The following is a 15,335-nucleotide window of genomic DNA, read 5'->3' on the forward strand; positions in this document are numbered from 1 at the left end:
GGCGGCGCTCAGCGCCCGAAGGGGCCCGTCTCGGCGAAGGCCCGCTCCGCGAAGCGTGCGCCGATGCGCCGGTGGGTGGCGGCGTCGGGGTGGAGGCCGTCGGGCAGGGGCAGCTCGGCGGCGTCGGCCTCGCCGTACAGTTCGCGGCCGTCGAGGTGGTGCAGGTGCGGGTCCTCGGCCGCCCGCTGCGCCACGATCCGGGCGAGTTCGTCGCGGATGACGCCGAGGGTGAGCTTGCCGCTCGCCCTCTCCGCGGGGTCCCCCACGGCTCGGAAGCGCAGTCGGCCGTCGGAGAGGTCGGGGACGGCGGGCCCGGGGGTCTCCTCGTGGAGGGGGCACAGCAAGGGTGAGACGACCAGCAGCGGTGCGGTCGGATGGCCCTCGCGGAGGGTGTCGAGGAAGCCGTGCACGGCAGGCGTGAAGGCCCGCAGCCGCATCAGGTCGCTGTTGACCAGGTTGATGCCGATCTTGATGCTGAGCAGGTCGGCGGGGGTGTCCCGCATCGCGCGCGCGGTGAACGGGTCGAGCAGGGCACCGCCGCCCAGCCCCAGGTTGACCAGCTCCGCTCCGCCGCGTGCGGCGGCGAGCGCGGGCCAGGTGGCGGTGGGCCTCGTGGCGTTGGAACCGTGGCTGATCGAGCTGCCGTGGTGCAGCCACACGGGGCGGTCCCGGCCGGGTGCCGGTTCGACGGGGGCGTCGGTGCGCAGGGTGACCAGTTCGGTGGTCTCGTCGTGGGGCAGCCAGATCTCGACGTCCTTCGACCGGTCGGGCAGCCCGGTGAAGCGGCAGGTGCCGATCGGACCCGCCTGCTGCTCGAAGGTTCCCGCGGCCATGTCGATGGTGAGGGTGCTGCCCTCGGCGACAGTGGCGCGGCCGGCCGGCTCGCCGTCGACGAGCAGTTCGTAGACCCCGTCCGGGCGCGGCGGAGCACCTACGTAGATCCGCTTGGTGGGCCGGGTGTCCAGTTCGACGGCGGTGGCGCGGGTGCGGAACGCGAGCCGTACGCCGGAGGGCTGCGACTCGGCCATGGCGAGCTGGGGGTCGGCGCACTGGGCGCGGGCCCGGGCGGGCAGCCGGTGCGGCAGGACGCCGTCGGCGGTGCGCTCCACTTCCAGGGCGCCGCGCAGCAGCTCAGCGGTGACGGGGGTGCTGGTCCAGGGGCGCACGGGGTTCTCCGGTTTCTCGGCGTGTTCGGTGGGCAGGGCGGTGGCCTTCAGCGGCCGGATCCGGGCCAGTTGCGCAGCAACGCGTCGAGCGCGTCCAGGGTCGTGGACCAGGTCTCCTCGCTGTCGGGGGCGCTGTGGCTGAAGCCGCCGCCCATCTCCAGGCTGACGTAGCCGTGGAAGACGCTGCCGAGCAGCCGGACCGCGTGCGTACGGTCCGGCTCCGGCAGGTCGTAGCCGCGCAGCACGGCGCGCGTCATCCGGGCGTGCCGTACACCCGCGCTGGCGGCGGCCGTCCGGGGGTCGAGGCGGAACTGGGCGGCGGCGTAGCGGCCGGGGTGTTCGCGGGCGTAGTCGCGGTAGACGTTCGCCAGGGCGGTGAGCGCCTCCTTGCCGGACCGTCCGGCCAGCGCCTCGGCGGCGCGGTCGGCGAGCTCCTCCAGTGCGAGGAGGGCGATGCGGGTCTTGAGGTCGTGGGAGTTCTTCAGGTGCGAGTAGAGGCTGGCGACCTTGACGTCGAACTGCCGGGCCAGCGCCGAGACGGTCACCTGGTCGAAGCCGACCTCGTCGGCCAGCTCGGCCCCGGCCCTGGTGAGGCGTTCGGTGGTGAGTCCTGCGCGCGCCATGGTGTCACTCCTTCCGGCTGACACCATTGTGCAGGTACCTAAAACTTTTAGGCAACTTCCGAAGGGAGACGGGCACCCTCGCCCCCCGGTGAGCCTCAGCGCGGCACGGGCGCCACCGTCAGCAGGGCGGACACCACCAGCACCGCTCCCAGCGCGGCCAACTCCCATGCGGTGGGCCGCAGCACCTGGCCGTAGGTCACCCGGGTGCGGTCCCGCATCAGCACCCGGCGGGCGAGGACCGCGCACAGTGCGACGACCGCCACCACGGCAAGCTTCACCACGAGCAGGCGGCCCCAGGCCGAGGAGGTGGCGGCCTGGAGGGAGGGCAGCTTGCGCAGGGTGCTGCCCGTACCCGTCACGCACAGGGCGGCGAACAGCCAGAACGCCCACCGGGCGTAGGCGGCCAACAGGGCACGGGCCGCGCCGGGTTCGCCGTGCCAGGCCCGCACGGTGCGCAGCGCGTGGACGAGGCCGCCGGTCCACAGCACGGTGCTGGTGAGATGGACGAGGGTCAGGCCCGCACCAAGGGCCTGGGTGTGGGCTTCGGGGTGGGCCCGCACGGCCTCACCGACGACGACGCCCGCCAGCGGGGCCGCCGCCCACACCGGCCGCCGCAGAACGACGCAGAGGGCGGCCAGCAGGAAGCCGTTGGCCTCGGCGAAGGCCAGCAGGCCGTCGCGGGTCGCGTAGATCTCGCTCAGTTCGGGCAGCCCGGCGGCCAGGGTGCCGTCCCCGGCGGCGGCCATGGAGGCGAGGGCCAGGGCGGCGAGCATGCCGGCCAGTGCGGCGCCGGCCGCCCAGGAGGGGGGCTGTGCCGGACCGGTGCCGGGGGTGCCGGGCAGCGTGCGGGCGACGTCGCGGGCCAGTCGGCGCCCCGCCACCTCGCCGAGCTGCACGCACAGCGCGGCGAACAGCACCGACCGCAGCAGCGTGGTGGCTCCGCCGCCGGGTATCCGCACCTCGCCGGTGCTGCCGGTGGCCAGTTCGGTGCCCGTCAGCGCGAGGGCGACCAGCAGGCCGACGCATCCGGCTACCGACAGCGCAAGCAGGAAAGTACGCCGGCGTCCGCGCGGGGCGCGGTGCCGCCCCCGGCTCCCGCCGCTCCCGCGCTCCGCCCGGAGAGCACCGTCGCGGGCAGCGGGTACGCACGGCGGCGGATCGGGCGGGCTCACAGCGCAATTCTGTACCAGGGGGCGCATGCAGGGGACGGCTCCGCCCCCGTGACGGCAGGCGTCACGGGGGCGGAGGGAGGCGAGGAGAGGCTGTCCGGGACAGCTACCTCGACGGGGCGGGCGGCCGCCTCACTTGGGCATCCACTTCTGCCACTTGTCCGGGTTCTCCTTGACCCACTTGGCGGCTGCCTCGTCGGTGTCCATCTTGTCGATGGTCATCCACTTGACGACCTTGGTCTGCTCGGCGGTGGACCAGTGGAACTTCTTGAGGAAGTCCGCGGCCTTGCCGCCGTGCTCGGAGAAGTCCTTGTTCATGAACTTCGCCAGCGGCGTGTACGGGTAGGCGCAGGCCACCTTGGAGGGCACCTTGTCGCACCCGGGGGTGCGCTTGGGCAGCTTGACCTCCGTCATGGGCACCTTGGAGTTGAGCCACTGCGGGATCCACCAGTAGGAGAGGAAGGGCTGCTTCTTGGCGGCGCGCTTCTGGATCTCCTTGACCTGTGCGGCCTCGCTGCCGGCGTAGACCGTCTTGTAGGGCAGGTCCAGGTTCTTGATGATCGCGTCGTCGTACGTGGAGAAGGACGGGGAGCCCTCCAGCAACTGGCCCTTGTCGCCGCTCTCCGGGGTCTGGAAGTACTTCTTCAGCTTCGGAAGGTTCTTCCAGTTCTTGACCTCGGGGTGCTTCTTGGCGAAGTAGGTGGGCACGTACCAGCCGATGTGGCCGGTCACACCGAGCTCGCCCTCGTAGGAGACCGTCTTGAGCTCCTCGACGTACTTCTTCTCCTTCTTCGGCACCCCGCGCCAGTCCTCCATCATGGCGTCCGCGCGGCCGGTGTTGAGCGCGTCGAACATGACGGGCTCGTCCATCTGGAGCGTCTTGACCCGGTAGCCGAGCTTCTTCTCCAGGATCTGCTTGGCCACTGCCACGTTCGCCTCGGAACCGGCCCAGGCCGCGATGGGCAGGGTGACGGTGTTGGCCGAACCGCTGTAGTACGGGTCGGCCTTGCCGCAGGAGCTGAGGCCGGCGGCCAGGGCGAGGGCGGCGGCCCCCGCCACACCGGCCCGGATCATGCGTGTGCGCTTCACTTGGTACCTCCGCGCTTGCCGGTGCCCGCGGACTGGGTGAGCCGGTCGAGCACCAGCCCCAGGCAGACGATGGCGACACCGGCCGAGAGGCCGACGCCCAGGTCGCTCTTCTGGAGCCCGTAGACGACGTCGTAGCCGAGCGCGCCGCCGCCGACCAGGCCGCCGATGACGACCATGGCCAGTACCAGGACCACGCCCTGGTTGCAGGCCAGCATCAGCGAGGGACGGGCCAGCGGGAGCTGCACCTGGCGCAACTGCTGCCACCCCGTGCCGCCCAGCGAGCGGGACGCCTCCATCGCGGCCGGGTCCACGGTACGCAGGCCCTGCGCGGTGATGCGGATGACGGCCGGCAGCGCGTACACGGTCGCCGCCAGGATCGCGGCGGGGCGGCCGACGCCGACCAGGGCCACCACGGGCACCAGGTAGACGAACTGCGGCATGGTCTGCATGACGTCCAGGACGGGCCGGATCAGCCGCATCACCCACGTCGAGCGGGCGGCCAGGATGCCGATGACGACGCCGACGATCAGGGTGCACAGCACCGCGACGAGCACCTGCGAGAGCGTGTCCATGGACTTGTCCCACAGCCCCAGGACGCCGAGCACCGCGAGCGAGAGCACGCCGGTCAGCCCGGCCCGCCACGAGCCGGCCAGCCAGGCCAGGACGGCCACCAGCAGCAGCACGCCCCACCAGGGCGCGGCCTGCATGGCCTCGCGCATCGGGTTGAGCACCCAGGAGGTGAAGTGCGCGGCCCACACGTCGGTGCCGCCCACGAGCGGCACCCCGTCGGAGATGGCCTTGGTGAAGGACTCGATGGCCCGGGTGAGCGGAGAAGAGATCGAGACGGTCCAGCTCAGGGGCCAGGAGCGCTCGCCCACCGGCCCCAGGACGCTGCCGAAGACGGCGAACAGAATGAAGACGGCCCAGGCCAGCCAGCCGCCCACCTTCGCCAGCGCGACCGCTCCGGCGTCGCCGCCGACGCGCGGGCCGGCCGGGGCGGTGTCGAGCTGGTCACCGGCGGCAGCCGTGACCCGGTCGAGCCAGATCGCGATCAGCACGATGCAGCTTCCGGGGATGAGCGCCAGGCCGACGTTGTCCTTGGACAGTGCCTGGTAGACCTTGTCGCCGAGGCCGCCGGCGCCGATCACGGAGGCCATGACGACCATCGACAGCGCCATCATGATCGTCTGGTTGAGGCCGAGCAGCATCTCCTTGCGCGCCAGCGGCAGCCGCGCGGTCCACAGCCGCTGCCAGGCGTCCGAGCCCAGCGAGCGGGAGGCCTCCAGCGCGGCCGGGTCGGCGCCGCGCAGACCCAGCGCCGTGAGGCGGGCCATGGGAGGTGCGGCGTAGATGACGGTGGAGACCAGGGCGGCCGGTGAGCCGATGCCGAAGATCAGCACCAGCGGCAGCAGGTAGGCGAACGCCGGCATCACCTGCATGGTGTCGAACACCGGCCGCAGCACGCGGTTGCCCGTCTCGGACAGGCCGGCGACCAGGCCCAGCAGCACGCCGATGACGGCGGAGACGGCGACCGCCACCACCATCAGGGCCAGCGTGGACATGGCGTACTCCCACACGCCCAGCACGCCGAAGATGCCGAAGGTGCACAGCGTCAGCAGCGCGATGCGCAGCGAGCGCACCTTCCGACCGGCGCCGGACACGTACCAGGAGACGGCGGTGGCCAGCACGGTCACGCCCACCCAGCCCAGGTTGCTGAGGAAGGTGAAGACGTAGTCGACGCCGCCCTCGGACCAGTTGCTGATGTGCAGCAGGAAGTAGAGGAACAGCGGGCTCTTGGCCCGGTTGTCGGTCAGCCAGTTGCTGACGGAGTCCAGCCCGTCCTGCACCTTCGAGGACAGGTCGAGCACGCCGGGCCAGTTGCCGTCCAGCGCGAGGGCGCCGACGACCAGGACGACGAGCACGGCCACGAACGCGACCAGCGCGGGGCGGGCCAGCAACGCGCGGGCGCCGCTCACCGGCTCGGGAGGGGGCGGCGGCGCAGCGGGCGTTCCCTCGTCCTGCTGCTCGCCTGCCTTCGCCAGGGTGGTGGTACTCATATCAGCCCCTCGGCCGGCTCAGTGGTGCGGGCGGCCCGTACGGGCTCCGCATGGTGCGTGGTGCTCATACCGCGGCCACCTCCTTGGGCTCGCCGTTCTCGCCGCGGCTTCCGCTCTCGTCCAGACCGGCGACGACGCTCAGCAGACGGGCGTCGTCGACGACGCCGATGGTGCGGCCGTTCTCGACGACACGGGCGCTCTCCCCGCTGCGGGCGACGGCCTCGATGGCGTCGGCGACCAGCGTGTCGGGGGCCAGCTCGGTGCCCTTGCCGGTGTCGGCGTCCTCGGCCTTGCGCATCGCGCGGCGCACCGAGATGACCTGCTCGCGGGGGACGTCGCGGACGAAGTCGCGAACGTAGTCGTCGGCCGGGTTGGCGACGATCTCCTCGGGCGTGCCGAGCTGGACGACCTCGCCGTCGCGCATCAGCGCGATGCGGTCGCCCAGGCGCAGCGCCTCGGACAGGTCGTGGGTGATGAAGACCATCGTGCGGCCCTCCTCGCGGTGGAGCCGGATGACCTCCTCCTGCATGTCGCGGCGGATCAGCGGGTCGAGCGCGCTGAACGGCTCGTCGAACAGCAGCACCTCGGGGTCGACGGCCAGCGCACGGGCGAGGCCGACGCGCTGCTGCTGGCCGCCGGACAGCTGGCCCGGACGGCGCTCGCCGAGCCCGTCGAGACCGACCTTGGTCACCATCTCGGCCGCGCGCGCCCGGCGTTCGGCCTTGCCCAGGCCCTGGATCTCCAGGCCGTAGGCGACGTTGTCGAGCACGCTGCGGTGCGGCAGCAGGCCGAAGTTCTGGAAGACCATCGAGGCCCGGTGCCGGCGCAGTTCGCGCAGCGTCTCCTTGTCCATCGACAGCACGTCCTGGCCGTTGAACTCCAGCTGGCCTGCCGTGGGCTCGATCAGCCGGGTCAGGCAGCGCACCAGGGTGGACTTGCCGGAGCCGGACAGGCCCATGACGACGAAGACCTCGCCCTTGTGGACGTCGAAGGAGACGTCGCGGACGGCGGCGGTACAGCCGGTCTGCTCCCGCATCTCGGCCTGGGACAGGCCCTGGACCCGCTCGTCGTGGGGCAGTTTGCGGCGGGCGGACTTCGGACCGAAGACCTTCCACAGGTTGCGGACGGAGATGACGGGGCTGCCGTCGGCCGCGTCGTTGGTCCTGGTCGTGACGTCGGTGGCGGCTTCGTTGCCGTCAGCGTTCATGGCGTTCATGGCGTCTGTGGCGTCTGTGGCGTTCTCAGCGTTCGCGGTGGCCTTGGCGGTCTCGGACATCACGCAACACCTCCCGGTGCCGTCGTCGAATGGGGTCGGATGAGGTCGACCGCCTTCTCACCGAGCATCAGTACACCGATCATCGGGTTGACGGCGGGCATGGTGGGGAAGACGGAGGCGTCCGCGATGCGGATGCCCGACAGGCCACGCACGCGCAGCCGTGGGTCGACGACGGCGAGCGCGTCGTCCGGAGCTCCCATCCGGCAGGTGCCCGCCGGGTGGTAGACGGTGTGTGCGGCCTTGCGCACCAGCTCGCTGATCTCCTCGTCGCCCGTCACCTCGGGGCCGGGGAAGACCTCCCGCTTGAGCCACTTGGCGAACGGCTCGGCCTGGGCGACCTTGCGGGCCAGCTTGATGCCGTCGACCAGGGTCCTGCCGTCGTAGTCGTTCTCGTCCTCGAAGTACCTGAAGTCGAGGGCCGGCTTGACCTCGGGATCGGCGGAGGTGAGGTAGACACGCCCGCGGGAACGGGACTTGGGAATGTTCGGGGTCATCGACACCCCGTGCTCGGGGCGTTCGTAGCCCAGCCGCTCGGGGTTGTCGGTGAAGGGGATCTGGTAGAAGTGGAACATCAGGTCGGGACCCTTGTGGTCCGGGTCCCGCTTGACGAACAGTCCCGCGTCGGAGTCCATCGCGGAGTTGTCCGGGATCGGCCCGTCCGTCTCCCACACGATCACCGACTCGGGGTGGTCGATGAGGTTCTCCCCCACACCCGGCAGGTCGTGCACGACGGGGATGCCCAGCGCCTGGAGGTCCTCCCGCCTTCCGATACCCGAGTGCATCAGCAGCCGCGGCGTGTCCACCGCGCCCGCGCACACCAGCACCTCACGCTCGGCGGTCAGCAGCGTCTCCGTACCGTCCTTGGCGCGGACGTGCACCCCGGTGACTGTCTTGCTGTCCTCGCTGCCCTTGCTGTCCTCGCTGCCCTCGGTGCCGAACTCCAGCTTGTACGCCCACGTCTCCAGCAGGATGTGCAGGTTGGGGCGGTCGCCGGCCTCGATGTGCGGGTGCAGGTAGGCCACCGAGGCGGAGGAGCGCTTGTTGTTCTCCGGGTGGTAGGACAGGTCGAAGAAGCCGACGCCCTCGTCGAAGGGGCGGTCGTTGAAGCCGACGACCTCGGGGACGTCCAGCGCCTCCTTGGCGGCGTCGATCCAGTCCTGCGCGATGGCGTTCTGGTCCTTCTTGGCCACCCGCACCACGTTGTTGCGCAGCTTGCCGAAGTAGGGCTCCATCTCCGCGGCGCCCCAGCCGGTGGCGCCCGCCGCCTCCCACTCGTCCCAGTCCGAGGGCAGCGGCTTGAAGGAGATCAGCGTGTTGTGGGACGAGCAGCCGCCGAGCACCTTGGCGCGGCTGTGCAGGATGTGCGAGTTGCCGCGCGGCTGCTCGGTGGTCGTGTACTCGTAGTCGAGCTCGCCGCCCAGCAGGCCCAGCCACTTGCGGAGGGTGAGCACCTCGGGGCGGTCGATGTCCGAGGGACCGCCTTCGATGAGCGCGACGGTGACGTCCGGGTCCTCGGTGAGCCGTGAGGCGATCACCGAGCCGGCCGTTCCACCTCCGACGATCACATAGTCAAAGCTGGCCATGGGGGTTGTGCTCCTTGGGAACTTGCGGGGCGGGGGACTCATGGATACGGCTCCGCCGCGGCGGCCCGGTAGGGGAGGACCGCCGTGGCGTCGCTGTGTTCATCCGCAGGGGGCTCGAAGGGACGGGGAAGGGGAGAGAGGCGAGGGCCGGGGCGGCTCAGCCCGCGAACCACCTGACCGGTGCGGGGCGCAGGTTCTCGTACACGTGCTTGGTCTCGCGGTACTCGGCCAGTCCGTGCGGGCCCAGCTCACGGCCGATACCGGACTTGCCGAAGCCACCCCACTCGGCCTGCGGCAGATAGGGGTGGAAGTCGTTGATCCACACCGTGCCGTGCCGCAGCTTGGCCGCGACCCGGCGGGCCCGCGCGGTGTCGCCGGAGAAGACCGCGCCGGCCAGCCCGTACTCGGTGTCGTTGGCCAGCGCGACCGCCTCGTCCTCGGTGGCGAAGGTCTCCACCGTCAGCAGGGGCCCGAAGGTCTCCTCGCGGATGACGCGCATCCCGCGGTGGCAGTCGTCCAGCACGGTCGGTGCGTAGAAGTAACCGGCGGCGGGCCGCACCTCGGAAGGCTTCGGCCGCTCGCCGCCGCACCGCAGCGCGGCGCCCTCCTGGAGCGCGGAGGCGACGTAGGCCTCGGTCTTCTCCAGCTGCTGCCGGGAGACCAGCGGCCCGCACTCGACGCCCTCCTCGGTGCCGCGGCCCAGCTTGATGCGCTGCGCGCGGGAGACGAGCTCGGCCACGAAACGGTCCTTGACGGACTCCTCGACGATCAGCCGGGCACCGGCCGAGCAGACCTGGCCGCTGTGGATGAAGGCGGCGTTCAGCGCCTGGTCGACAGCGGTGTCGAAGCCCTCGTCGGTGGCGCAGGCGTCGGCGAAGACCACGTTGGGGTTCTTGCCGCCGAGTTCGAGCGCGACCTTCTTCGCCCCGGCGACCGCCGCGGCCCCCGCCCTGGTTCCGCTGGCCAGGCCGCCGGTGAAGGAGAAGAGGTCCACGTCGGGGTGCTCTGCCAGCCGCTGCCCGACGGGGAGCCCGGCGCCGGTGACGATGTTGGCCACCCCGGCGGGCAGTCCCGCCTCCACCAGCAGCTTCACCAGGTGCACGGTGGACATCGGGGTGATCTCGCTGGGCTTGATCACGAAGGTGTTGCCCGCGGCCAGCGCCGGGGCGACCTTCCAGCTCGCCTGGAGGAGGGGGTAGTTCCAGGGCGTGACCAGGGCACAGACGCCGACCGGCTCGTGGACGACGACACTGTGCACATCCGGGCTGCCCGCGTCCACGACGCGCCCGCCGGACTCGTTCATCACCAGGTCGGCGAAGTAGCGGAACGCGTTGGTCACGTCGTCGACGTCGACGCGGCCCTCCTCCAGAGTCTTGCCGGTGTCGCGCGACTCGACGAGGGCGATCTCCTCGCGGTCGCGCTGGAGGAGGTCGGCGACGCGCCGCAGCAGGGCGGCCCGCTCGGCGGTGGCCGTCTGCGGCCACGGGCCCTCGTCGAAGGCGCGGCGGGCGGCGGCGACCGCCGCGTCGGTGTCCGCTGTGTCGCCCTCGGCGACGACGGCGAGCGTGGTGGCGTCCGCGGGGTCCAACACCTCCCGCGTCCCGCCGTCCGCGGCGGTGCGCCATGCGCCGTCGATGTGAATGCTCTGAAGAACGGACACCTTCGGTACTGCCTTCCTTGCTCCTGCTTTCTCCGGGTGATTCCCCGGTGCCCCTGCGTGGGGCTTTTGCCATGCCTGAGGGCAGATGGCAGTCCGGAACCCTGCCCCGTCTTCGCGATGTCATGTCCAAAATTCGATGACAAGTGGGCTTCATCACGGGCCGAAGTGCATCCCCCGACAGCGGCCCGTACGGTGAGTACGTCTTTGTCCGCATATGGCAGGTCCCCGCACCGACGCGCCTCACCTGCCTCCCGCACGGCGGATCGGAGCCTCCTCCATGCGACAGCAGCACCGCACAGCACTGGTCGCGGCGGTATGCGCTGCGACGACGGCCTCGGGCGGGCTCCTGGCCCCGGCGAACGCCGTCCCCACGGCCACCCAACGTGACGGCCCTGACACCGCAGAGTTGTCCGGCGAGGAAATAGCGGAAAAAGCCTCGAACGAGCTGAATTCAGCCCGCTCTCTGCGGCTGAGAATGGAGGCCCCCGACCTTCAGCTCGATCTCGCTCTCGACGAGAAGGCGAATTGTTCCGGAAAAATGTCGGTACCCGGCGGCGGATCCATGGGCCTGATCAAGCACGGCAACACGGTCTGGATCAAACCGGATGCCGCATTCTGGAAGGCACAGCTCGGCCCCGAGGAAGGCGGGAAGGTCGCCAAGAAGTTCCAGGACCGCTACATCCAGGGCACCCCCAAGGACCCGGAGCTCGGCGGCAAGGGCCTGGCCACCGCCTGCGACCTGGACGCCTTCCGGGCCGCCTCCGGCGCCGCGCCGGGGCCGCAGTGGAAACGCGAGCACGGGGCCGGTGGGGACAGCGTCGGCGGACACTCCTCCGTCCCCGTCACCCGCACCCAGGACAAGGCGCGCGTCACCATGCACGTGGCCGCCCAGGGCAAGCCCTACCCGCTGCGGCTGGAGCGCCGGTCCGGCGCCGACCACGACAGGATCGACCTCGGCCGCTTCGACCGGCCCGTCCCCCGCGACACCCCGCCGAAGGACCGCACCGTCTCCGTCCAGCAGCTCAGGCACCACCTGCAGGGCTCGCAGCCCCGGCAGGACGAGCCGCCCTCCAAGGACGTCTGAGACCGCAGCCGCCGGCAGTCGCCCACCGGGCGGCAGCCGCGGGTCGTCGTCGCGCGGGCCGCAACCATCCGCGCGAACTCCCGCATCCGGTCCCGCAGCCGACGTGGGGGCCTTCTCGCAGCGGGCGTGCCACGTCGGCGTCGCCGCAATGGGCACCGTCATGGCCTCCCGCACCGGCGGCCGCGACGAAGGCGGAGCGCCTCCGAGAAGCGGCAACACCTCGGTGGGGCGGAGACGCCTTGATGGGGGGGACACCTCGGCGGGGGCACGGGTCGCGGCACCGGCACGGGAGCGGCCCGTCGGGGGGCTCCGCGTCAGGGACCACCCGCCGCGAGGCCCATCGGTGCGGGTCCCGGTCGCTGACTCGCCGGGGGTTGCGGGCGGGAACCCGTCGGGGCTTCCGGTCGCGAACCCGTCGGGGCTTCCGGTGGCGGAGTCGGGGCAGGTGCGGGGGCAGACTCGGGACGGGGGTGGGTGCCGGTCATGCAGACAGCCTTGCCGACCGCCTCCGCCGAGGTCGATGCCCCGCGACGTCATGGACGGGCGGGCTCGGCAACCTGGGCCCGCACCAGGCTGTCGCCCGCAGCCGTGCGGTAGTACAGCACGGACCGCCCCGCCCGCCGCCGGTGCACCAACCCCGCGTCCAGGAGCACCCGCAGGTGGCGGCCCATCGAGCCGAGCCCCTGCCCGGTGAGGCCCACAAGCTGCGTGGTGCTCAGCGGGGACTCCAGCAGCACCAGCACCGCGGCCCGCGCGTGGCCGAGCAGGGCTCCCAGGGCTTTTGGGGCGGGTTGGCCCTCCACCTCCGCGAGCGCGCCGGCACAGGGGTAGATCACCGCGTACCGGGAGCCGGCCACGGCACGGCCACGGACACCGGCTGCCTCCGCCTGCCCCTTGCCGTTCCCCCCGCCGTCTCCCTCTCCTTCCACTCCTGCCACTCCTTCGCCTCCCTCCCTGTCGCGGCGCCCCGCGGTGGCGGAGTCGGAACCGGTGGGGCTCTCCCAGCTCACCCATCCAGCACGCGGGGTCACCGGGACGAACATGAGCCGGGCACCCGCCAGATCACGGGGCGGGTAGTCCCACGCGTTGATCTGCAGACGGCTTCCCCCGAGCCAGCGCATGCCGGGCCGCATGTCGTCCAGCGCCGCGGCCCACCCACCGCGGCTCAACTGCGCGGTCCGCGCCACCACATCGGCCTCAAGCGCGCGCCGTCGCCTGGGCCAGTAGGGCAGCACCGTCTCGTGCCACACCCAGCGCAGGAGGTCGGCCGTGCGCTGCGGCAGGTCGTCCCGTTGCAGCAGGGGCGGCAGCGGCCCCGGCGCCCCGAGGGAGACGAGCAGGTCGGTGCGCGCGGCTGCGGGCGGTGTCTCCCGGATCCGCGCGAGCTCCTGCTCGAACGACGCCTGACCACGCGGGCCGTCGCCGGGCCGCGGGGTGGGGGTGAGGAAGTCGGCGTTCCACGTGGGGCGGAGCGCGGCGCGGATCAGCAGCGCCGTGACCGGGTCGGCGGACTGCCGGGCGCGGTACGCCGGCAGGTGGGCGCCGAGCCAGGTCCGCTCGCCGGGGTGAGTGGCGTTCCCCCTCTCCAGCACCTTGAGCGCGGCGACCGCCTCCGCCAACGGCGAGACCACGAACCGGCTGCCCGCGAGCACGTCGGCATTGACCTGCCACCAACCCACGACCCGCTCCCCCTCACCCGCCGTCGCCTGTCGCATCCCTCACCGGCCGCCCCGGCCCCGCCACCTCGGCGCTCACGAGTCGGCCGCACCCTCGGGGTCGGTACGGTCCTCGCGCATCGGGCACGCTCTCGCAGGCCGACCCGGTCCTCGCGAGTGGGCCCCGCCCTCGCGCACCCCGCACCGGTACCGACTGCCGCAGCCCGAGACTCCCCGCCGAGCCGCCGGGCCGCCAGGACCACCAGGACCACCAGGACCGCCGGGCGACGACGCGGTCCGAGCGCAGCGTCACCCGCCTTCACCGGCGCCCTTTTCACTCCCTCAAGGGCCGTCGTTTCGCGCTCGTGCGAAACAGTAACCACCGTAGTCGGAGCGCCTCACACTCCCTCTCATGCGCACCTACCGCGCGCTCTTCAGGGCGCCCGAATTCACTCCTCTCTTCCTCACCAGTGCTCTGCACGTTGCGGGGCAGACCGTCAGCGGCCTGGCCCTGGGCACGCTCATCTACACAGCCACCGGCTCCCCCTTGCTCTCGTCCCTCGCGATGTTCGGCCCGTCGCTGGCTCAGCTCGTCGGGGCGACGACCTTGCTGTCGGCGGCGGACCGGGTGCCGCCGCGGGCCACGCTGGGCGCCCTGCCGCTGGCGTTCTCCCTCGGCACGGCGGCACAGGCCGTACCCGGGCTGCCCATCGCTGCCGCGTTCTCCGTACTGCTCGTCCTGGGCGTACTGGCCTCGCTCGGAGGCGGCGTGCGCTACGGGCTGCTCAGCGAGATCCTCCCCAAGGACGGTTACCTCTTGGGGCGTTCTGTCCTCAACATGTCGACCGGTATCACCCAGATCTTCGGGTACGCACTGGGCGGGGCCCTTGTCACCTTCCTCTCACCGCGCGGCACTCTGCTGGCCGGTGCCGCTCTGTACCTGGCGAGCGCCGGCATCGCGTGGCTGGGCCTGCGGCGGCGCCCGCCCCGCGCCACCGGCCGACCCTCCGTGGCCGCCACCTGGCGGACCAACTCCCTGCTGTGGTCCTCCTCTCCGCGCCGCTTCGTCTACCTCGGCCTGTGGGTGCCCAACGGACTCGTGGTCGGGTGCGAGTCCCTCTATGTGCCCTTCGCGCCACGCGACGCGGGGCTGCTGTTCGCCTGCGGTGCGGTGGGCATGCTGGCCGGGGACATCACCATGGGGCGCTTCGTGCCCCGGCGATGGCGCAGCCGACTCAGCGTGCCGATGCTCGCGCTGCTGGCCGCGCCCTTCCTCCTCTTCGGCCTACGGCCGTCACTGCCTGTCGCGGCCGGACTGGTGACGGTGGCGACCTTCGGGTTCGCCGCCAGCCTGCTGCTCCAGGAGCGGCTGCTGGAGCTGACCCCCGAGGAGTTGAGCGGTCACGCGCTGGGGCTGCACGCGTCGGGGATGCTGGCCATGCAGGGCGTCGGCGCGACACTCGCCGGGGCCCTCGCGGACCGCACCTCTCCCGCCACCGCCATGTCCCTCGTCGCCGCTGCCTCCCTGGCGGTGACCCTCGGGTTGGCGCGTGGCCTCACTCCAGCCGGCCGCCCACGCCGGAGCGCCCCGCCGGCACCTCCACCAGCCGCACCGTCGCCCGTTCCCGCATCCGCTCCCCGAGCACCTCGGCGACGGCGTCCGTGAGCGCGGCCACCAACTCCACGGGAGCGCCGACGTGGTCGGGGTGGTGGAAGAGCCCCTCCCAGTGCCTCCTCGTGAATCTGCACCTCGCAGTGCGGCATGGCCTCTCCCCCGTCGGCAAGGCGAGGAATCAGGCGGCTAGCATGCGAAAGCCGCGATTCCTCTTTGGTGGCAAAACATCTTTGGTTGCAAAGCTAATGGGAGGCCAGCTCGATGTCAACGGACGGGCACAGAAGGGAAGACCAGGACGAGGACCACCCGCCCGACCACCGGACGGCCGGCCGGCTGGAGGGCACCGGCCGCCCCGCCA

At 71.9% G+C, this 15,335-nt stretch carries 10 protein-coding genes and 1 pseudogene; 2 read left to right on the forward strand and 9 right to left on the reverse strand.

Annotated elements, in window-relative coordinates; genetic code table 11:
- Window positions 1-8 precede the first annotated feature (8 nt).
- The 8 genes from H297_RS0104025 to H297_RS0104060 all read right to left on the reverse strand — a co-directional run bounded on the left by H297_RS0104025 (window position 9) and on the right by H297_RS0104060 (window position 10,623).
- Window positions 9-1,166: a GDSL-type esterase/lipase family protein gene (locus tag H297_RS0104025; protein WP_027735999.1), complete on the reverse strand. Its 1,158-nt coding sequence runs from the start codon at window positions 1,164-1,166 to the stop codon at window positions 9-11.
- A 47-nt stretch (window positions 1,167-1,213) separates the two neighbouring features.
- Window positions 1,214-1,789 (reverse strand): TetR/AcrR family transcriptional regulator, encoded by a 576-nt coding sequence (locus H297_RS0104030; RefSeq protein ID WP_027736000.1) that lies wholly within the window; start codon window positions 1,787-1,789, stop codon window positions 1,214-1,216.
- A gap of 95 nt (window positions 1,790-1,884) precedes the next feature.
- Window positions 1,885-2,961, reverse strand: coding sequence for a CopD family protein (locus H297_RS34365; RefSeq protein ID WP_486589389.1), 1,077 nt, complete (start codon window positions 2,959-2,961; stop codon window positions 1,885-1,887).
- 129 nt (window positions 2,962-3,090) lie between these two features.
- Complete coding sequence (locus tag H297_RS0104040) at window positions 3,091-4,032, reverse strand: glycine betaine ABC transporter substrate-binding protein (RefSeq protein WP_051351515.1); 942 nt, start codon at window positions 4,030-4,032, stop codon at window positions 3,091-3,093.
- Window positions 4,033-4,043: 11 nt separating this feature from the next.
- On the reverse strand, window positions 4,044-6,104 hold the full coding sequence (locus H297_RS0104045; RefSeq protein ID WP_027736002.1) for an ABC transporter permease subunit: 2,061 nt from the start codon (window positions 6,102-6,104) through the stop codon (window positions 4,044-4,046).
- A 64-nt stretch (window positions 6,105-6,168) separates the two neighbouring features.
- A complete protein-coding gene (locus H297_RS0104050; protein ID WP_051351516.1) occupies window positions 6,169-7,320 on the reverse strand; it encodes a glycine betaine/L-proline ABC transporter ATP-binding protein in 1,152 nt (383 codons plus the stop codon).
- A 59-nt stretch (window positions 7,321-7,379) separates the two neighbouring features.
- Window positions 7,380-8,963, reverse strand: a complete 1,584-nt coding sequence (locus H297_RS0104055; RefSeq protein WP_027736004.1) for a GMC oxidoreductase — start codon at window positions 8,961-8,963, stop codon at window positions 7,380-7,382.
- Between the two features lie 157 nt (window positions 8,964-9,120).
- A complete protein-coding gene (locus H297_RS0104060; protein ID WP_027736005.1) occupies window positions 9,121-10,623 on the reverse strand; it encodes an aldehyde dehydrogenase family protein in 1,503 nt (500 codons plus the stop codon).
- 277 nt (window positions 10,624-10,900) lie between these two features.
- Here H297_RS0104060 and H297_RS0104065 point away from each other — a divergent pair, with 277 nt between their 5' ends.
- On the forward strand, window positions 10,901-11,707 hold the full coding sequence (locus tag H297_RS0104065) for a hypothetical protein (protein WP_027736006.1): 807 nt from the start codon (window positions 10,901-10,903) through the stop codon (window positions 11,705-11,707).
- A 533-nt stretch (window positions 11,708-12,240) separates the two neighbouring features.
- Here H297_RS0104065 and H297_RS43615 read toward each other — a convergent pair.
- On the reverse strand, window positions 12,241-13,386 hold the full coding sequence (locus H297_RS43615) for a winged helix-turn-helix domain-containing protein (protein ID WP_027736007.1): 1,146 nt from the start codon (window positions 13,384-13,386) through the stop codon (window positions 12,241-12,243).
- A gap of 388 nt (window positions 13,387-13,774) precedes the next feature.
- Here H297_RS43615 and H297_RS34370 point away from each other — a divergent pair.
- Window positions 13,775-14,977, forward strand: a pseudogene (locus H297_RS34370) (MFS transporter); the annotation flags it as partial.
- Between the last annotated feature and the right edge of the window lie 358 nt (window positions 14,978-15,335).

This window comes from Streptomyces sp. CNT360 (assembly GCF_000424785.1).

Excerpts from the sequence above, each read along its gene's own strand:
- H297_RS0104030 (WP_027736000.1), bottom strand. The coding sequence starts at position 1,789 with ATGGCGCGCGCAGGACTCACCACCGAACGCCTCACCAGGGCCGGGGCC.
- H297_RS0104040 (WP_051351515.1), bottom strand. The coding sequence starts at position 4,032 with ATGATCCGGGCCGGTGTGGCGGGGGCCGCCGCCCTCGCCCTGGCCGCC.
- H297_RS0104045 (WP_027736002.1), bottom strand. The coding sequence starts at position 6,104 with ATGAGTACCACCACCCTGGCGAAGGCAGGCGAGCAGCAGGACGAGGGA.
- H297_RS0104050 (WP_051351516.1), bottom strand. The coding sequence starts at position 7,320 with ATGAACGCCATGAACGCTGACGGCAACGAAGCCGCCACCGACGTCACG.
- H297_RS0104055 (WP_027736004.1), bottom strand. The coding sequence starts at position 8,963 with ATGGCCAGCTTTGACTATGTGATCGTCGGAGGTGGAACGGCCGGCTCG.
- H297_RS0104065 (WP_027736006.1), top strand. The coding sequence starts at position 10,901 with ATGCGACAGCAGCACCGCACAGCACTGGTCGCGGCGGTATGCGCTGCG.